The sequence below is a fragment of the Micromonospora sp. NPDC005553 genome (assembly GCF_042871765.1).
GTDB lineage: Bacteria > Actinomycetota > Actinomycetes > Mycobacteriales > Micromonosporaceae > Micromonospora.
The window spans coordinates 795,870-814,356 of record NZ_JBIAJD010000002.1; the positions used below are offsets into that span (position 1 = coordinate 795,870).

Below are 18,487 nucleotides of genomic sequence, written 5' to 3' on the forward strand. Positions count from 1 at the left end.
GCGCTCTCCAGAGGGGTGACGACCTCGTCCGGCCTGACAACCGGGCGCGGGGGCGACGGTCCATGGCCAATAATGTTCGAGAGCTAGCGTAGTCCCGATTGGCCGCCCGGACCACGAATGGGGTCAGGCCGGTGCACGGAGTGACCGAAAGAGGCGGGACTGTTCGCACCGGCCCAGCCGGCACGGACCGATCCCCGACACGCGGAAGGAACGCTCGGTGGAGTACACATCCGGCGCAACCTCCTGGCAGAAGGTCCTCCGACGGGCCGCCGCCGGGCTGCTGCCCCGGCGACCGCGCCAACGGCGTCCGGGCTGGTCGATCGGGGTGCCCCTGATCGCCGCGGCGGCCGGGTTGCTCTTCACCACCACCGCGACCACCGCAGGCGGCACCTCTCTCCGGGAGGACCGACGCCCCCAGCTCAACCAGCTCATCGAGGACCGCCGCGAACAGGTCGCCGCCAGCGAGCGCCGCGCCGCCGAGCTGCGCGGCGAGGTCGAGCAACGGACCAACACGCTGGCCGGCTCGGACGCCCCGATCAAGGCTCAGCAGAATCGCGCCCAGGGCAGCCTCCAGAACGCCGGGTTCACCGCCCTGGCCGGGCCCGGGGTCACCGTCGAGCTGAACGACGCGCCCCAGCTCGACCAGACGCAGTCGGACGCCAGCAACGACGACCTGGTGGTGCATCAGGGAGACGTACAGGCGGTGGTCAACGCGCTCTGGGCCGGCGGGGCCGAGGCCATGTCAATCATGAATGTCCGCGTGCTCACCACCAGCGCGGTACGCTGCGTCGGTAACACCCTGCTCCTTCACGGCCGGGTGTACTCCCCACCGTTCAAGATCGTAGCGATCGGCGATCCCGCTGCCCTCCAGCAGGCCCTCGCCAGCTCCCAGGGAGTCCGGTTGTTCAAGGACGCGGTCGACGACTACCAGCTTGGCTACAAGGAGACTGCCTCCACGGTGCGAGTTCCCGCATTCGAGGATTCCACAGCCCTGCGCTCGGCTACGGTGCCCAAGTGAGCGGGCCGGACGAGCGACGCGACGGGCGACACCGGGACCACACCGACGAGCCGACCGCCTTTCTGCCCAAGGTCGACCGACCCGAGTCGGCACCGGGCCGACCGACCCCGGCCAGCAACTGGCCCGAGCCGGTGCTGCAGTCGCCACGAGCCGAACAGCCGCCGCGACCTGAGCAGCCGCCACGAACCCAGCAGCCGCCACCGAGCGCCACTCGACCCGCGCCGACCGGGCCCCCGGGCCGCCCGGGTGCCGAAGCGCCGCCGCCCTGGCCGGGCAGCGCAACTGCCGGGCCGGGCTCGCGCGGCGGGGCCGGGGTTCCCCCCGCGACCACCCCCGGCCGGCCGTCCGTCGGCAACCAGGGCCCGGTTCGGCCCGCTGCCCCCGGCAACGCCCCGACCCGACCCCCCGCGCCCAGCGCCGCACCGACCCGCCCGCCGGGTGCCGGCAACCCACCAGGTGCCGCACCGACCCCTCCGGCCACCCCCGGCGGGGTGCCGATGCCAACCCGTCCGGCGACCCCTGGCGCGCCGAGCCGGCCGGTCTCCTCCGGCCCTTCGACGCCGCCGCTGGCCGACTCACCGACCGCGCACATCCCGCAGGTCACCGCTCGGCCAGCCCGACCCACCGACTCCCCGGTCTCCCCGCCCGCCCCCGACCGCGTCGCAGCGGCCGGGCCGGAAGGCTTCCCGCCGACCGGGCCCAGCCGGGTCCCGCCGGGCGGGCCGGGCCGGGTGCCGCCGAGCGCTGGCGTGGATCGCGGCGCGGACCCGGCCGTCACCGCGATGATTCCGGCCGTGCCCGCCGCTCCTGCCACCAGACCGCCGACCATGGACTCGACAGCGTTGATGGGTGCCGTCCCCCGCATCGCGGTCCCGGATGAGCCGACCGCTGCCAGCCCTGCCGACCCTCCCCAGCCCCGACGCGGCGAGCGGGTGGTGCAACTCCGGCCGCACCAGACCGGCGAGGGCTACAAGAGCGTCTACTCCGAGCTGACCCGCCCGTCGTTCGGCTCGCGACTGCGCACCGGCATCCGTGTCACCGGCGAAGTCCTGATCACCTTCGGCCTGGTCGTCCTGCTCTTCGCCGGCTACGAGGTCTGGGGCAAGTCGGCGATCGTCGACGCCCACCAGAACGAGCTCAACAACGAGTTGACCCAGGCGTGGGGTCCGACCGACGACCCGACGGTGGCCCCGTCGGTCGGCCCGAGCGTCAAACCATCCCCACCGGTACGCGGAAAGCCGCTCGCGGGCCTCTACATCCCCAAGCTCGACAAGAACTGGGTGGTCGTCGAGGGCGTCACGCAGGAGGACATCCGCTTCGCCCCCGGCCACTACCCGACCAGCGCGCTCCCCGGCCAGGTCGGCAACTTCTCCGTCGCCGGCCACCGCAACCGGGCCACCTTCTGGCGGCTGGACGAGCTGAATGAGGGCGACCCGATCGTGGTCGAGAGCAAGACCGACTGGTACGTCTACCGGGTGTCGCAGTCCCGGATCGTCCGGCCGACCCAGGTCGAGGTGGTGGCGCCGGTGCCCGGCCAACCGGACAAGAAGGCAACCAAGCGGATGCTCACCCTCACCACGTGCAACCCGAAGTTCGACAACTACCAGCGCCTGATCATCCACGCCGAACTGGACCGCACCCAACCCAAGTCCGCGGGCCGCCCGGCGGAGCTGGAAGGCTGACCCGATGTACGCCTTCATCTGGCGCAAGTTGCCGTTCGGCGTGGTCGGGAAGCTGACCGGCTCGGTGCTCCTGGTGGCCGCCACGGTGGCCCTGCTGTGGTACGTCGCCTTCCCGTGGGCCGAGCCCCTGCTGCCCTTCGACGACGTGCAGGTCGAGTCCGGCGTACCTGCCGAGACGGGTGGCGGCGGCGACCCGGTGACCGGGGAGACCCCGGCCGGTGACGAGCACGAACTGCCGTACGACACCGACCAGAACAACCCAGCGCCCCCCTCCCCGAGCAGGTGACCATGCGCGTCCTGGTGATCGACAACTACGACTCCTTCGTGTTCAACCTGGTGCAGTACCTGGGCCAGCTCGGCGTGGACTGCGAGGTCCGCCGCAACGACGAGATCGACGTCGCCGAGGTCGGCACGGTTGGCGCCGACGGCATCCTGCTGTCGCCAGGGCCGGGCAGCCCGGACCGGGCCGGCATCTGCCTGGACGTCATCCGGAAGTACGCGGGCAAGCTGCCGATCTTCGGCGTCTGCCTCGGCCATCAGGCGATCGGCGAAGCGTTCGGGGCGACAGTGACGCGCGCCCCCGAACTGCTGCACGGAAAGACCTCCGAGGTACGCCACAACTCGGTCGGCGTACTCGCCGGTCTGCCCGACCCGTTCACCGCCACCCGGTACCACTCACTCGCCGTGCTGCCCGAGACGCTCCCCGACGAGCTGGAAGTCACCGGCTGGACCGGCTCCGGCGTGGTCATGGCGATGCGGCATCGGACGCTGCCCATCGAGGGCGTCCAGTTCCACCCGGAGTCGGTGCTCACCGAGGGCGGCCACCTGATGCTGGCGAACTGGCTGGCCAGTTGCGGTCACCCCGAGGCGCTGGAGCGGGCACCCGCGCTGGCCGCCGAGGTGGACGCCCGTCGTCTGGCAGCCTTCGCCACCGCCTGAGGGCCGGACGTCAGGGCCCGGTCACCGGACCTCGCGCCTGCCGGGTCAGCCTCGCAGCGCGTCCTGGACCGCGGAATTAGCTGGCGAACGCACCGCCGGCGGTCGGCCGCGCACCGCGTCCCACGCCGCCTTGCCACTGGCGAAGTAGTCCCGGACCGACTTCTCGGCCAGCAGGGCAGCGCCGCAACCGTCACAGCGGGCGGTCACCCCGTCGACGTCGACGCCGAGCTGCCGGCACAGCGTCACCGCCCGGGACAGGTGGTACGACTGGGTGACGATCAGGGCCCGCTCGACGCCGTACACCTCGCGCGCTCTCGCGCAGCTGTCGTAGGTGTCCAGGCCGAACGGGTCGGCCACCACCCGACGCCTGTCGACGCCGCGCTCGGCGAGGTACGTCGTCATCACCGCCGGCTCGTCGCCGGACGCCCCGCCGCCGTCGCCCGACACGAGGACGACTGTGGCCCGCCCGCTGGTCACCAGCTCGGCGGCGGTGTCCAGGCGGCCGGCGAGGCGGTCACCCGGTCGCTGCCGATCGGCCGCCACCTCGGTGCCGAGCACGATCACCACATCGGCAGCCGGCGCGTCGGCGGCGGCGTACACGTGCCCGCGTGCGGCGAACGTCGTCCACAGCCACGGGGAACTGGCGAGCACCAGTACGACGAGACCTGCGACGGCCAGCCGGCGGAGGCGGCGAGGCCACCGCCGTACCGCCCCGACCGGGGACGCCGCCGCCTCGGTCATGCAGATGCCCTAGTCCTGGGGCCGGCCCGGCGGAGGTGGAATCGGCAGACCGATGCCGCCCCCGCCGCCGGGAGTGGTCGGTGTGCCCGTCGGTGTGGTCGTCGGCGTGGTCGTCGGCGTCGGGTCGGTCTCCGGCTCGGGCTGACTCACCTTGATGGTCACCCTCGTGCCGGTGGGCTTCTTCTCGTTGCCGTTCGGGCTCTGGTCGGTGACCTTCCCCGCCTGGTCGGCAGGCACCTCCGGCCCTTTTTGCACGACGACAGTGAAGCCGTCGTTGCGGAGGACGCGGGTGGCCTCCTCCTGGCTCAACCCGACGACGTCCGGCACCTCACGAACCTTGCCGTTCGAGACCGTGAGCGTGATCTTCGTGCTCTCGGGGACGCTCTCGCCCTCGGGCGGATCGACTTTGAGAACCTCGTCCTGGCTCGCCTCGTCGTCCACCGTCTTGATGTCGTACTTGAGCTTCGCCTCGGTGAGCCGGGCGATGGCGCTCTCCCGCTTGCTGCCCTTGAGCCCGGCGGGAACGCGCACCTCGGGCTTACCGCCACAGATCTGAATGGTGACAGTGCCGTTCTGCCTCACCTGGGTGGTCGGCAGCGGGTTCTGCTGAACGACAGTGCCCTCGGTGCAGTCACTTGCCAGCACCGGGTCACCCACCTGTGGTGACAGACCGGCCTTCTGGATCTCGGCGATCGCCACGTCCCGGGCCTTGCCGGTGAGGGTGGGCACCGACTTCAGCTCGTTGCCCTTCTGCTGGTCCCAGAGCAGGGCGGCGACCAGGGCGATCACGGCCAGCACGCCGACCGCGCTGAACAACGCGATCAGGAACGAGGACGCCTTGCGCTGACGGGGATCGCCCACCCGGGCCGGGATCTGCCCGGTCTGCGGCCCACGGCCGGCAGCCGGATAGCCGCCCCCACCGCCGGCCGGGGCCATCGCCACCGTCTCCGCCTCGCGCAGCACCGGGGTGGCCAGCACGGGCCGGCCGGCGGCGGCGCGGAGCAGGTCGGCCCGCATCTCGCCAGCACTCTGGTAACGGTTGAGCGGGTTCTTCGACAGCGCCTTGAGCACGATCGCGTCGACCGCCGGCGTGACGTCCGGGTTGATGTCGCTCGGCGTCGGCGGCGTCTCCCGTACGTGCTGGTAGGCGACGCTGACCGGGCTGTCCCCGACGAACGGCGGGTGCCCGCAGACCAACTCGAAGAGCACACAGCCGGCCGCGTACACGTCGGAGCGGGCGTCGACGGCCTCGCCGCGCGCCTGCTCCGGGGAGAGGTACTGCGCCGTACCGATGACCGCGCTGGTCTGGGTCATGGTGGTCGCACCGCTGGCCAGCGCCCGGGCGATGCCGAAGTCCATCACCTTGACCTGGCCGGTCTGGGTGAGCATCACGTTGCCGGGCTTGATGTCCCGGTGGATGATCCCGTGCCGGTGGCTGAACTCCAGGGCGGCGCACATGTCGGCGCAGATCTCCAGCGCACGGCGCGGTTGCAGTCGCCCCTCGGCGCCGAGGACCTCCTTCAAGGTCCGCCCGTTGACGAACTCCATGACGATGAACGGCAGCGTCTCACCGGTCGGCGCGGTCTCCTCGCCGGTGTCGTAGACCGCAACGATGGCCGGGTGGTTGAGCGAGGCGGCGTTCTGCGCCTCCCGACGGAACCGCATCTGGAACGTCGCGTCCCGGGCGAGGTCGGTGCGGAGCATCTTGATCGCGACGTCCCGACCGAGCCGGAGATCGCGACCACGGTGCACCTCGGCCATGCCGCCATAGCCGAGCAGCTCGCCGACCTGGTACCTGCCACCGAGCAGGCGGGCCTGCGCTGTCATCGCGTCTGTCGTCCTTCGCTCGTCGTCGTCCCGCCGTCGCCCGGCTGGAGTCGTACCTCTCGACGGTACGACGTCCGGGTCGGATCGTCGCGCCCGTCGAGTCGTAGCGCGCCGGACGTCACGGTGCGCGGCGCAAGCCCGGCGGATGCGCCGTCCTGCGACTGCTTCCGCAGGTTGTAGGAAATCACGCCAGAGCAGAGCAGGACCAGCACGGCCAGCAGGATGGCGAGAAGCACCATTCCAGGCCGGGACCGCTGGGGCTGGGGCGACGGCGTCGCCGGGCCGGCCTGCCGGACGTACGCCGGCGGGTGTTCCTGCCGGGGCGGCCCGGACGGCACCGCTGCCGCACCGCGTGGGTAGCCGTTCGGGGCCCCCTGCGGGCGGACGGGCTGGACGGCCGGCGCGACGGCGGTGGGGCGTGGCTGTTGGGCGGGTGCGACAGCGGTCGGCCTCGCTCCGGCCACCGGCGGGCGGGCGGCCGGCGGACGCATCTGGTGCGCCTGCGGCACCTGGGCCCGGCCCGGCGCGGCCGGCGAGGCGGGCGCCGCGGACACCGGCCCGGAGTTCGCGCCGGCCCGAGCCTGCTGGGAGAGCGCGGCCTTGAGCTGACGGGCGACCCCGGCGAGTGCGGCGGCGCTCGGCCAGCGGGCGGCCGGATCCTTCGCCAACGCCCGTTCGACCAGAGCGCGCACCTGCGGAGGGATGTCGGCCGGCAGTGGCCGGGGTGTCTCCCGGACGTGCCGCATCGCGATGTCGAGGGGGTTGTCGCCCTCGAACGGCCGCCGACCGGCCAGGCACTGGTAGGCGACAACGCCCAGGGCGTAGACGTCGGATGCCGGGGTGGCCACGCCACCGGTGGCCTGCTCCGGTGAGATGTACGAGGCGGTGCCGAGCACCGAACCGGCGGCGGTGAGCTGGCCGACCATGTCGGAGCGGGCGATGCCGAAGTCGGTCAGCACCAGTGTGCCGTTCGGCCGGACCAGCAGGTTGCCCGGCTTCACGTCGCGGTGCACGATGCCCTTTTCGTGGGCGGCGTGCAGCGCGTCGGCGGCCTGCGCGACGAGGGCCATCGTCCGCGCCGGGGTGAGCCGGCCGACCCGGCTCAACGTGGACGACAGGGCGTCACCCTCGACGTACTCCATGACCAGGAAGGCGATCTGCTGGTCGTTGCCGAAGTCGTAGACGTCCACCACGCCGGGATGGTTGATGGTGGCCATGGTGCGGGCTTCGCCGCGGAACCGCTCGCCAAAGTCCGGGTCGTCGAGCAGGGCGGGGAGCAGGCTCTTCACCGCGACCGTCCGGCCGAGCACCTGGTCGGTGCCGCGCCAGACGTCGCCCATGCCGCCGCTGGCGATCCGCTCGTCGAGACGGTACCGGTTGCCGAGCTGCACGCCGGGGCTGAGCATGTCAGCGACCCCCTGGGTCGGCGATGGCGGCCTTCATGATCTGGCCGGCGATCCGCGCCGCCTCGGCGCTGCCACCGGGGCCGGCCTGCTCCAGCATGACGCAGACAGCGGAGACCGGGTTGCCGTTCTTGTCCAGGGCGAAGCCGATGAACCAGCCGTGGTCGGGCCGGTCCGGGGCGGACTGGGCGGTTCCGGTCTTGCCGCCGACCGTGTAGCCGCTGATCGCGGCCTTCTTGCCGGTGCCGTTCTGGACCACGCTGACCATCATCTCGCGCAGGTCGGCGGCGACCTGCGGCTCGACGGGCTGGCGCAGCTCCCGCGCCTTCGCGCTGTAGTAGCTGGTGGTCCGGTCCGGCGCGAGCAGTTGCCGCACCAGGTAGGGCCGCATCTGGCTGCCGTTGTTCGCGATCGCGCCAGCGATCATGGCCCCTTCGAGCGGGGTCATCCGGACGTTGTTCTGGCCGATCGAGGACTGGGCCAGTGCGGCCTGGTCGGTGCTGCCGTCCGGGTTCTGGATGTCCCCGGTCCGACTGGCGGCCGTGGGCAGACCACCCTCGCCGAGCTGGCCGACGGTGAGATCGTCCTGCTCGAAGCCGAACTGCCGGGCCTTCTCCTTGAGGGTTTCAGCTCCGAGTCGCACGCCGAGCTGCGCGAAGCCGGTGTTGCACGACTCGGTGACCGCCTCCAGCAGGGTGACCTTCGGCTCCGGGCAGATCGAGGCGGCGGCGTTACGGATCGGGGTGCCCGAGGTGGGCGGGGTCCAGCTGGAACCGGCGGGGATCTGGGTGGTCTTGCCGATGCCGTTCTCCAGGGCCGCCGCGGCTACCACGATCTTAAACGTGGAGCCCGGCGGCAGCGTCTCGGAGAGCGCGCGGTTCTTCAGCGGCCCCTCCGGGTCCTGCTCCAGCTTCTTGTACGCCACCGTCGCCTCGTTGGTGTCGTGGCTGGCCAGCGGGTTCGGATCGAAGCTCGGCATGGAGACCAGCGCCTGGACGGCACCGGTACGCGGGTCGATGGCGATCGCCGCGCCCCGCTTCGCACCCACCTCGTTGTTGCGCAGCTGGTCGTACGCCACGTCCTGGGCCCGCTTGGAGAGCGAGAGCAGCACGTTGCCGCCGCCGGTGTCGTCGCCGGTGAACATGTCCTTCAACCGGTCGCCGATCAGCTGGTCGCTGGTGCCGGCCAGGAAGTCGTTCTCCACCCGCTCGATGCCCTGGTCGGCCAGGTTGACCGGCTTGTAACCGAGCACGTGGGCGTACTTGGCGCCGCTGGGATACATGCGCCGGAACTTCAGGTTGCCGGTGGTCTCCTTGCTGGTGGCCAGGGCCGTGCCGCCAGCCTCGATGTTGCCGCGCTTGCGGTCGTACTCGGCGACCTGGACCCGACCGTTGTAGTCGCTGGTCCGGTATTCGTCGGCCTTGTAGGCCTGGATCCAGTTGAGGTTGGCGAAGAGCAGACCGAACAGGACCATGACGACGACGCCAACACGGCGCAGGGGTGCGTTCACGGCTTGATCACCTCCGTGGGAGCACCGTGCAGCTGCTCGGGCGGGCCGCCGCTGGGACGAGCCGCCTTGCCGCCGCCTCCTGCGGTCACCGGTCGGCGGGCGCCGTCGGAGACCCGCAGCAGCACCGCGATGAGCAGCCAGTTGGCCATCAACGACGACCCGCCGGCGGACAGGAACGGGGTCGTCTGACCGGTCAGCGGGATGAGCTTGCTGATCCCGCCGACGATCACGAAGACCTGGAGGCCGAGGGTGAACGCGAGACCGCCGGCCAGCAGCTTGCCGAACGAGTCCCGTACCGCCAGCGCGGCGCGCAGCCCGCGCTCCACGATGAGCAGGTAGACGACCAGCAGCGCGGAGAGGCCGAAGAGGCCGATCTCCTCACCGATGCCGGCGAAGATGAAGTCGTTCTGCACCTCGGGCAGGATCTCCGGCTGACCGCCGCCCGGCCCGGCACCGAAGAGCCCGCCCGTGCCCAGGGCCAGCAGGCCCTGCACGAGTTGGTAGCCCTTGTTGGTCGGGTCGGCGAACGGGTCGAGCCAGATCTCCGCCCGCACGTAGAAGTTGGCGAACGGCCCGCCGACCGTCGAACCGAGGACGTAGGCGAGGTACGCGCCGCCGAAGAAGAGGACAAGGCCGATCAGCAGCCAGCTGACCCGTTCGGTGGCGATGTAGAGCGTCACCACGAACATGCCGAAGTAGAGCAGCGAGGTGCCCAGGTCCTTCTCGAAGACCAGCACCAGGACGCTGATCAGCCAGACGCCGACCACCGGCCCGAGGTCGCGGCCACGCGGAAAGTCGATGCCGAGGAAGCGCCGACTGGCCAGCGAAAGCACCTCACGCTTGCGCACCAGGTAGTAGGCGAAGAAGACCAGCAGCGCCAGCTTGGCGAACTCACCCGGCTGGATGGAGAAGCTGCCGACCCGGATCCACAGCTTCGCGCCGTTGATCTCGGAGATGCTCGACGGCAGCACCGCCGGGATCATCACCAGCACGATGCCGGCCAACCCCAGGGTGTACGCGTACCGCGAGATCGACCGGTGGTCGCGCATGATCGCCAGCAGAGCGGCGGCGAGGATCACCGCACCGAGCGTCCAGGCGAGCTGACGCCCGCCCTGCCCCGCGAAGACGGCCAGGCTCTCCCGCTCGGCCACCGGGGCGTCGCCCAGGTCGATCCGGCGCAGGAAGCCCACCCCGAGCCCGTTGAGCAGGGCCACCGCCGGCAGCAGCGCCGGGTCGGCGAACGGGGCCAGGAACCGGATGACCAGGTGCAGGCCGAGGAAGACCGCGCCGAGCGCGGCGGCCGGCATCCAGAAGTCCGAGGTGACCGTGTCCAGCAGGTTCGCCTCGACGGTCGCCCCGTACGCGGCCACCAGCACCATCGCCAGCAACAGCAGGTACAGCTCGGCGTTGCGGCGCGACCGCGCCAGGCGTACGCCGGATTGCTCGCCCGCAGTGGCGGGCGAGGGTGCCGGTGTGGCCGCTACGGTCACGGGTGGAGTCCTCAGGATCTCAGCCGACGCTCACTCAGGAGACCGGCAGCCGGCCGTGTCGAGCGCCGGCGGGGCCGAGTCGGAGGGCGTGACGTCGGGTGTGGTGGTCGCGCCGGCAGCACCGAGAGCGGTGGTGGCACCTGCGGTCGGGCTTGCGCTGACAACCCCGTTGGGGGTCGGCGACGCGTTGGCGCTCGGGCTGCCGTTCGGGGTGGGCGTCGAACCGAGTGGCGTCGGCGTCGGCGTGGTGACCCCGACGGCGGTCGGGTCGAGCGGGCAGAGCGGCTTGAGGTTGGGGTTGCTCGGCGTGTCGCTGGTCAGCTCGGCGAGCTGACGCTCGGCGTCCGGCTCACTCTTCGCCCGGATGCCGACCTTGACGGTGTCCTGTGCGGCGACGGTGAGGTCGTCCAGGCGGGTGCCGCTGCGTTGGTGCACGCTGGACAGGTCCATCCCGGCGATCTGACCCTGCACACCGCGGAAGACGGCAACCTGGCCCTCTTCGGTGGCTCCCACGTAGTACTGCCGCTGGGTGTACGTCCAACCGCCGAACGACGCACCGCCGACGATCACCAGCAGGGCCAGCGCCATGGCGGCGGTCCGGACCGGGCGTCGCTTCGGCCGGTCGGCGTCATCGTCGGAGGCCGCCGGCTCCTCGGGCGCGGCCGGACGCGGCGCGGAGAGCGCCGACGCTCGGGCGGCCGGAGTCGAGTTGTCGGCGGAGGTCGCCATGCCACGGTCCCGGGCGGCGGCGCCGCCCACGATCGGGGTCGCCTCGACGATGTCCTGGTCGGTGGCGTCGGCGATGATCACCGTGATGTTGTCCGGCCCACCGCCGCGCAGCGCGAGCTGCACCAGCCGCTCGACGCACTGCTGCGGGTCGGTGTACTCCCGCAGGGTCTCGCCGATGGTTTCGGCGCTGACCACACCCGAGAGGCCGTCGCTGCAGATCAGGTACCGGTCGCCGGGCATGACCTGGCGGACCGAGTATTCCGGGTCGATGTCCCGACCGTCGAGGGCGCGGGTGAGCAGCGACCGCTGCGGGTGACTGCTCGCCTCCTCGGCGCTGATGCGGCCTTCGTCGACCAGCATCTGGACGTAGGTGTCGTCCTTGGTGATCTGCGCGAACTCGCCATTGCGCAGCAGGTAGGCCCGCGAGTCGCCAATGTGGACCATCCCCAGCTTGCTGCCGGTGAAGAGGGTCGCCGTCAGCGTGGTGCCCATCCCCTCCAACTGCGGGTTGGCGTCCACTGTGTCGCGGAGTTGTTGGTTGGCGGTGCCCACTGCCGAACGCAACGCGTCGACGAGAGCGTCCCCTGGGACGTCCTCGTCGAGCGGCGCCATGGCACCGATGACGATGTTGCTGGCGACGTCACCGGCGGCCATACCGCCCATGCCGTCGGCAACGGCGAGTAACCGCGGCCCGGCGTAGACGGAGTCTTGATTGCCGTCTCGGATCAGACCGCGGTCGCTGTGGGCCGCATAGCGCAGGGTCAGAGTCATGGCCGTAATTCGAGGGAAGTGCGGCCGATCCGGATCGGCACGCCGAGGGGGACGGGGGTTGGTCCGGAGACCTTAGCGCGATCGAGGTACGTGCCGTTAGTCGAGCCGAGGTCCTCGACGTACCACTGCCCCTCACGCGGCATGAGCCGGGCGTGTCGCGCGGAGGCGTAGTCGTCGGTGATGACCAGGGTGGAGTCCTCAGCCCGACCGATGGTGATCTGCGCTTCCCCGAGAGTGATTTTGGTGCCGGCCAGCTGACCGGCCGTCACCACCAGTTGGTGCGCCGCTCTGCCCCGTTTCACCTTCGCTGGCTTGGCCCCCTGCCCCGTCGAGGCGCCCACCGCGCGTGGCGCGGCCACCAGACGACCGGACCGGGCGCCCGCGAAGAGGTCCCTGCGGATCACCCCGACCACCGTGAACACGAAGATCCACAGCAGGATCAGGAACCCGAACCGGGCAACGGTGATGACCAGTTCCGGCAAGGCGGGTCAGCCGTCCACGCGGAAGGTCAGCGTCGTCGTCCCGAGCTGGACCATGTCACCGGGGTTGAGCGCGACGGCGGAGACCCGCTGCCCGTTCACCATGGTGCCGTTGGTCGAACCCAGGTCGGTCAGCACGACCTGGCCACCGTCGAAATCCAGCCGGGCGTGTCGCCGGGAGATGCCGACGTCGGGCAGACGCAGGTTGGCCTGGTCGCCGCGACCGATCACCGTCGACCCCATCTGAAGGGGGTAGGTGCGACCGTCGCCGGAGACCAGCCGCACGTTGCGACCGCCACCGTGCCCGGGCGGCGGGCCGTAGCCACCGCCCTGGTCGTACGCGGGGTAGGCGGGCGGGCCGGCGTCGTAGCCGGGCGCCGACACCGGGGCGACCTCGCCGCCGGTGTAGACCTCGGCCGTGACACGGAACATGCCCGTGTCCAGGCCCTCGCCTCGCTCGATCTCGACGATCACGTCGCCGTAGACCGTCCACGCCTGCTCGCCGATGAACTCCGCCTGCGACTGGGCCAACTCCTGGGCCAGCGCGGCGGCGTACGGCGCCAGCCGACTGTGGTCGAACGGCGAGAGATCGATCACGTAGCGGTTGGGCACCAACGTGCGCCCACCGGCCAGGATCGCCTTGTGCGCCTCGGCCTCCCGCTGCATGGCGTTGAGGATCTCCACGGGGTGGACCACCCCTTTGAAGACCTTGGCGAAGGCCCCTTCTACCAGGCCTTCCAGACGCTTCTCGAAGCGTTGCAGCACGCTCACCGGCTCCTCCTCGGGTCCCGAGGACATGATGGTATCCGGCCGGCGCGCGCGCAGCTCACACGCCGCTCGGCCGGCTGCTCTCGACCCGTTCGGAAGGGCCGGGATTGTCGTGCTAATCTTTCGTCCGCCACGAACGGTAATCGCTCGTGGCGAGCGTCAGGGACAGCGTAGTATTCCCGAGGCCCGTTGGAGACAGCGGGGCCGGGCAGCTAGAGTGTTCCGGGTTGTGCCACGGGGATGTGGCGGAATGGCAGACGCGCACGGTTCAGGTCCGTGTGCCCGAAAGGGCGTGGGGGTTCAACTCCCCCCATCCCCACCACCGACGAGGGCTCCGCTTTATGCGGGGCCCTTCCGTCATATCGGGGCGTGCTGGACGTCACGCTATGCTCCGATGGATTCTGCCTCCGATGGACCAGGAGTGGCGTGTGAGTGTCGCGTTGGTGACAGGGTCGGGTGGTCTGATCGGCTCCGAAGCGGTCCGGCATTTCGCCGGCCTCGGTCTGGACGTCGTCGGCATCGACAACGACATGCGCCGGTACTTCTTCGGCGAGGACGGCTCCACCTCGTGGAGCCTGGAACGGCTCGGCCGTGACCTGGGTAACGCGTACACCCACTTCGCGGTGGACATCCGGGACCGGGACGGCCTGGAGCAGGTGTTCAAGAAGTACGGCTCGGACATCGCAGTGGTGATCCACAGCGCTGCCCAGCCGAGCCATGACTGGGCAGCCAAGGAGCCGTACACGGACTTCGACGTGAACGCCGGCGGCACGCTCAACATCCTGGAGAACACCCGCCGGCACGCGATCGACGCGCCGTTCATCCACTGCTCGACGAACAAGGTGTACGGCGACCGGCCCAACAGCCTGCCGCTCATCGAGTTGGAGACCCGGTACGAGCTGCCCGAGGACCACCGCTGGTACCAGGGCATCACCGAAGAGATGTCGATCGACCACTCGCTGCACTCGGTCTTCGGCGCCTCCAAGGTCGCCGCGGACGTGATGGTCCAGGAGTACGGGCGCTACTTCGACATGAAGACCGCCTGCTTCCGGGGCGGCACGCTGACCGGCCCGGCGCACTCCGCCGCCGAGCTGCACGGGTTCCTGGCCTATCTGATGCGCTGCGTCATGGAGGGCCGGACGTACAACCTCTTCGGCTACAAGGGCAAGATGGTCCGGGACGCGATCCACTCGCACGACGTGCTGACCGCGTTCGAGGCGTTCTTCCGGGCCCCGCGATCCGCGGAGGTCTACAACCTCGGTGGCGGCCGGCACTCCAACACCTCGCACATCGAGGCGTTCCGGATCGCGGAGGAGATCACCGGCCGTGAGGCGCAGATCAACTACGTCGAGCAGAACCGCACCGGTGACCACCAGTGGTACGTGAGCAGCATGGCCCGGTTCGAGGCGCAGTATCCGGACTGGAAGATCACCTACGACGTGCCGATGATCCTGCGGGAGATCTACGAGGCCAACGTGGACAAGTGGGTGGCCCAGCCGTGAGCGCCCGGACGAAGCGCAACGTGCTCGGCGTCCTGGTCGACGCCACCGACTACGCCACGGCGACCGACGCGGTGGTGACCGCGGCACACGAACGGCGTCCCCTCGCGCTGACCGCGTTGGCAGTGCACGGTGTGATGACCGGGGTGCTCGACCCGGCGCACAACGCGCGGCTCAACTCCTTCGACGTGGTGACGCCGGACGGGCAGCCCGTGCGGTGGGCGCTCAACCTGCTGCACCACGCGGGGCTCAGCGACCGGGTGTACGGGCCGACCCTGACCCTGCACGTGCTGTCGCGCTTCGCCGACGAGGGGCTACCGGTCTACCTGTACGGCTCGACCGAGGAGACCCTCGCCCGGTTGATCCCGGCCCTGGAGCAGATGTTCCCGGCGCTGAAGATCGCCGGGGTGGAGCCGTCCAAGTTCCGAGCCGTTCAACCCGGTGAGGACGCCGAGATCGCCGACCGGATCCGGTCCAGTGGCGCCCGATTGGTGCTGGTCGGGCTCGGCTGCCCGCGCCAGGAGGTCTTCACGTACGCCATGCGGCCGCTGCTCGACATGCCGCTGATGGCGGTCGGCGCGGCCTTCGACTACCACGCCGGGCTGCTGCGCCAGCCCCCGCCGTGGATGCAGCGCGTCGGCCTTGAGTGGTTCTGGCGCCTCGGTCTGGAGCCGAAGCGGCTCTGGCGCCGCTACGTCATCCTCAACCCGGCCTACCTGAGCCGGCTCGCCGCGCAGAAGACCGGCCTGTGGAAGGCCCGCCCGCCGGCCCCGGCCACCGAGCGGCCGGCCACCTTCTCGGTCTGAGCCCGATCCGTACGACGCGAGGCCCCACCCGGCGTGCCGGGTGGGGCCTCGATCGTCAGGGCCTCGGTCGTCGGAACCCGATCAGACGGTCAGGGTCCAGGTGTTGATGTAGCCGGTGTCGGCCGAGTAGGTGTCCCGCACCTGGAGTCGCCAGATGCCGTCGGCGGCCTCACCGGACACGTTGACCGTGTACGTGGCGTTCACGTTGTCGGCGCTGTCCGAGGTGCTGCTGTTCTTCAGCCGGTACGAGCTGCCGTCCGGGGCGAGCAGGTCGATGACCAGGTCACCGCGGTAGGTGTGCACGATGTTCACCGCCACGGTGGAGGCCGAGGAGGCGTTGCGACCGCAGCCGGAGATGGTGATCGAGCTGGTCACCGCCGAGCCGGCGTCCGGGATCGACACGTCGGTGCCGTTGGTGCCGGTGCAGCCGGTGGGCGGCGGCGGGGTGGTGCCGCCCGTGCCGACGTAGAGCAGCAGGTTCGGCGAGCCCGAGCCGGGGTTACCCACCACGTTGGGGGTGGCGTTGGCCACCAGTTGGTTGCGGACCTGGGCCGGGGTCCAGCTCGGGTTGGCGCTGGCCACCAGGGCCGCCGCTCCGACCACGTGCGGGGTGGCCATCGAGGTGCCGCTGATCGTGTTGGTGGCGGTGTTGCTGGTGTACCAGGCCGAGGTGATCGACGACCCGGGCGCGAAGATGTCCAGGCAGGTGCCGATGTTGGAGAACGACGAGCGGGCGTCCGTGCTGGTCGTCGAGCCTACAGTGATGGCTTCCGTGGTGCGCGCCGGTGAGGTGTTGCAGGCGTTCGCGCCGCTGTCGTTGCCGGCCGCGAGACCATACGTGACGCCCGAGGCGATCGAGTTGCGGACGGCGTTGTCCAGCGAGGTGTTCGCGCCGCCGCCGAGGCTCATGTTCGCCACCGCCGGCTTGATCGCGTTCGCGGTGACCCAGTCGACGCCGCCGATCACACCGGCGTTGGTGCCACTGCCGGAGCAGTTCAGCACCCGTACGCCGACGAGCTGGACGCCCTTGGCCACCCCGTACGCGGACCCGCCGACGGTGCCGGCCACGTGCGTGCCGTGCCCGTTGCAGTCGTCGGCCGACCCGCCGTCCACCGCGTCGTAGCCGGAGGTGGCCCGGCCACCGAAGTCGTTGTGCGAGAACTTGATGCCGGTGTCGATGATGTAGGCGTGCACGTTGCTCGCCGTGTTCGGGTAGGTGTAGGAGCTGTCCAACGGCAGGTTGCGCTGGTCGATCCGGTCGAGGCCCCAGGAGGGCGGGTTGGCCTGCGTGCCGGAGATCGAGACGGTGTGGTTCTGCTCGACGTATGCCACAGCCGGGTCGGCCGCGATCCGGGCCGCCGCGCTGGCGCTCACCTTGACCTCGAAGCCGCGCAACGCCGCGCCGTAGGTACGGGCCACCGTGCCGCCGTGGCGGCCGGAGAGCCGCTTCGCGGTGTCGCCGACCCGGTCCCGGGCCACGGCGCTGTCCTTGAGTACGACGATGTAGCTGTCCGGCACGGCGGTGGCTCCGCCGGCGGCCCGAACCACACCCACGGGTTCGGCGGCCAGGGCTGGGGTACCGACGGCCAGCACGGTCGCCGCGGCCACCCCGATCAGTACGGACCTTCGTGGAAGACCCATTTCCTACCTCCCTCTGACCGGCGGTGGAACGTGACCACCGGTCCCAACATCAATCGACACTTGCCGATCTAGCTGAGGGTAGGTCAGCCGTCGGGCAGTTGAACATGTCGAAACGGCCATACCTTCGAGTGATGACCCCCTACGGGCCTGGCGTCCGGGGCGAACGGGGGCACGCCCGGATTCGCTCCGCCCGGATTCGGGAAAGACTCTCGAACATGGAGAGTCAGCTCAGCATCCTGCTCCCGGTCGCCACCGTCTGGCTGGCCGCCGGCGTCGTTGCCGACGGCCTTCCCCGGCTGCGCAACACCCGCATGCTGCGTCGGCGTACCGGATGGTTGCTGGTGCTGGCCCTCACCGGCCTGGCGCTCACCGCCGCCGTGCTCGGCGGCGGGCTGTTCAGCGCCGGCACCGCTCCGATCGACCGGGCCGCCGCCGGGCTCACACTGGCCGCCGGCCCGGCGCTCGTGGCGACGGTCTGCTCGGTACGACGGATCCGCCGGCTGTGGGCCGGCGCGGGCGCGTTCGCCAGTGCCCCCGCCACCCCCGCGCCGCACGGGCTGCGCGCCGCCGCGGCCCACCCGCTCGTCGGGCTGCCGCTACAGGTCACCGCCCTGGCCACGGTGCCGGCGTTGATCGCCGCCGCTGGCGCCGACCTCGGGGCCGACCCCGGCGTCACCGGGCCGGCCATCACCGTGGGCGCGCTTGCGGTGATCGCCATCGGGGTCCGGCACGCGCTACGCCACAACCGCCTCGCGGAGCGGGCCCAGCCCGCCGTCGCAGGGTCAACGCGGGCGGCTGGCGCTCTGCACGTATAGCAGTTCCAGGATCGACCTGGTCGCCTCGAACCAGCGGTCCAGCCAGTCCTGCGAGGGCACTGTGCCCTTCGGCGGCAACTCCATCAGCAGACCACGCAGCAACGGGTGGTCCGCCAGGGACTCGGGCGGCTCCATCGGCCAGCCCGCCGGCGGGAACGACGGCTCGATCAGCGGGTTCGGGTCCAGTGAGGGCAGCGACAGCGGAGGATCCGTCGTCTCGGAATCACCCTCCCGCCCGCTCAACTCCTGGTCGGTCGAGACCACCTCGGTCAGAACCGTGTCCCGACGAGCTCCGCGGTACTTGCCACCGAACCGCTCCGGCTTGGCCGGACCGGTGGTGAGGTTGTCTGAACCGATCGTCGTCATCCG

17 protein-coding genes and 1 tRNA gene are annotated in these 18,487 nt (G+C 70.9%); 8 read left to right on the forward strand and 10 right to left on the reverse strand.

Going from position 1 to position 18,487, the window contains the following annotated elements; translation table 11 throughout:
* Nucleotides 1-217 precede the first annotated feature (217 nt).
* Genes ACFYPG_RS11075 through ACFYPG_RS11090 form a run of 4 tightly spaced genes read left to right on the forward strand, consistent with a single transcriptional unit; the run spans nt 218 to nt 3,639 of the window.
* Nucleotides 218-1,018 (forward strand): DUF881 domain-containing protein, encoded by an 801-nt coding sequence (locus ACFYPG_RS11075; RefSeq protein WP_355004617.1) that lies wholly within the window; start codon nt 218-220, stop codon nt 1,016-1,018.
* Nucleotides 1,015-2,700, forward strand: a complete 1,686-nt coding sequence (locus ACFYPG_RS11080) for a class E sortase (protein ID WP_387351582.1) — start codon at nt 1,015-1,017, stop codon at nt 2,698-2,700. The genes ACFYPG_RS11075 and ACFYPG_RS11080 overlap by 4 nt, the downstream gene beginning before the upstream one ends.
* Nucleotides 2,701-2,704: 4 nt before the next feature.
* The gene (locus tag ACFYPG_RS11085; RefSeq protein ID WP_238687886.1) at nt 2,705-2,986 is read left to right on the forward strand and encodes a hypothetical protein; all 282 of its coding nucleotides are present in this window, start codon (nt 2,705-2,707) and stop codon (nt 2,984-2,986) included.
* Between the two features lie 2 nt (nt 2,987-2,988).
* Nucleotides 2,989-3,639 carry an aminodeoxychorismate/anthranilate synthase component II gene (locus ACFYPG_RS11090; protein ID WP_355004615.1) on the forward strand — a complete coding sequence of 217 codons (651 nt, stop codon included), beginning with the start codon at nt 2,989-2,991 and terminating at the stop codon, nt 3,637-3,639.
* 45 nt (nt 3,640-3,684) lie between these two features.
* On the opposite strand, the gene ACFYPG_RS11095 is transcribed toward ACFYPG_RS11090, so the two are convergent.
* Genes ACFYPG_RS11095 through ACFYPG_RS11130 form a run of 8 tightly spaced genes read right to left on the reverse strand, consistent with a single transcriptional unit; the run spans nt 3,685 to nt 13,387 of the window.
* Nucleotides 3,685-4,380, reverse strand: a complete 696-nt coding sequence (locus ACFYPG_RS11095) for an ElyC/SanA/YdcF family protein (protein WP_355004614.1) — start codon at nt 4,378-4,380, stop codon at nt 3,685-3,687.
* Nucleotides 4,381-4,389: 9 nt separating this feature from the next.
* Complete coding sequence (gene pknB, locus ACFYPG_RS11100; protein WP_355004613.1) at nt 4,390-6,207, reverse strand: Stk1 family PASTA domain-containing Ser/Thr kinase; 1,818 nt, start codon at nt 6,205-6,207, stop codon at nt 4,390-4,392.
* The gene (locus ACFYPG_RS11105; protein WP_387351585.1) at nt 6,204-7,613 is read right to left on the reverse strand and encodes a protein kinase; all 1,410 of its coding nucleotides are present in this window, start codon (nt 7,611-7,613) and stop codon (nt 6,204-6,206) included. The genes pknB and ACFYPG_RS11105 overlap by 4 nt, the downstream gene beginning before the upstream one ends.
* Before the next feature lies 1 nt (nt 7,614).
* Nucleotides 7,615-9,120, reverse strand: a complete 1,506-nt coding sequence (locus tag ACFYPG_RS11110) for a peptidoglycan D,D-transpeptidase FtsI family protein (protein ID WP_387351587.1) — start codon at nt 9,118-9,120, stop codon at nt 7,615-7,617.
* Complete coding sequence (locus ACFYPG_RS11115; RefSeq protein WP_355004610.1) at nt 9,117-10,610, reverse strand: FtsW/RodA/SpoVE family cell cycle protein; 1,494 nt, start codon at nt 10,608-10,610, stop codon at nt 9,117-9,119. Before ACFYPG_RS11115 ends, ACFYPG_RS11110 begins: the two co-directional genes overlap by 4 nt.
* Before the next feature lie 30 nt (nt 10,611-10,640).
* Nucleotides 10,641-12,110, reverse strand: a complete 1,470-nt coding sequence (locus ACFYPG_RS11120) for a PP2C family serine/threonine-protein phosphatase (RefSeq protein WP_355004609.1) — start codon at nt 12,108-12,110, stop codon at nt 10,641-10,643.
* Nucleotides 12,107-12,592 (reverse strand): FHA domain-containing protein, encoded by a 486-nt coding sequence (locus tag ACFYPG_RS11125; RefSeq protein WP_355004608.1) that lies wholly within the window; start codon nt 12,590-12,592, stop codon nt 12,107-12,109. The genes ACFYPG_RS11120 and ACFYPG_RS11125 overlap by 4 nt, the downstream gene beginning before the upstream one ends.
* Nucleotides 12,593-12,598: 6 nt before the next feature.
* The gene (locus tag ACFYPG_RS11130) at nt 12,599-13,387 is read right to left on the reverse strand and encodes a DUF3662 and FHA domain-containing protein (protein ID WP_007454122.1); all 789 of its coding nucleotides are present in this window, start codon (nt 13,385-13,387) and stop codon (nt 12,599-12,601) included.
* A 206-nt stretch (nt 13,388-13,593) separates the two neighbouring features.
* On the opposite strand from ACFYPG_RS11130, the gene ACFYPG_RS11135 reads away from it, so the two are divergent.
* The 3 genes from ACFYPG_RS11135 (at nt 13,594) to ACFYPG_RS11145 (ending at nt 15,662) form a co-directional block, all read left to right on the forward strand.
* A tRNA-Leu gene (locus tag ACFYPG_RS11135) sits at nt 13,594-13,679 on the forward strand.
* A 64-nt stretch (nt 13,680-13,743) separates the two neighbouring features.
* Complete coding sequence (locus tag ACFYPG_RS11140) at nt 13,744-14,859, forward strand: NAD-dependent epimerase/dehydratase family protein (RefSeq protein ID WP_238687678.1); 1,116 nt, start codon at nt 13,744-13,746, stop codon at nt 14,857-14,859.
* Entirely contained in the window at nt 14,856-15,662 is an 807-nt protein-coding gene (locus ACFYPG_RS11145; protein ID WP_355004607.1) for a WecB/TagA/CpsF family glycosyltransferase, read from the forward strand. Before ACFYPG_RS11140 ends, ACFYPG_RS11145 begins: the two co-directional genes overlap by 4 nt.
* A gap of 81 nt (nt 15,663-15,743) precedes the next feature.
* Here the strand turns inward: ACFYPG_RS11145 and ACFYPG_RS11150 are convergent, their stop codons facing one another.
* A complete protein-coding gene (locus ACFYPG_RS11150; RefSeq protein ID WP_355004606.1) occupies nt 15,744-17,303 on the reverse strand; it encodes a S8 family serine peptidase in 1,560 nt (519 codons plus the stop codon).
* A 215-nt stretch (nt 17,304-17,518) separates the two neighbouring features.
* On the opposite strand from ACFYPG_RS11150, the gene ACFYPG_RS11155 reads away from it, so the two are divergent.
* Entirely contained in the window at nt 17,519-18,118 is a 600-nt protein-coding gene (locus ACFYPG_RS11155; protein ID WP_355004605.1) for a hypothetical protein, read from the forward strand.
* Here the strand turns inward: ACFYPG_RS11155 and ACFYPG_RS11160 are convergent.
* Nucleotides 18,086-18,484, reverse strand: a complete 399-nt coding sequence (locus ACFYPG_RS11160; protein ID WP_355004604.1) for a hypothetical protein — start codon at nt 18,482-18,484, stop codon at nt 18,086-18,088. The genes ACFYPG_RS11155 and ACFYPG_RS11160 overlap by 33 nt on opposite strands.
* Nucleotides 18,485-18,487: the final 3 nt, after the last annotated feature.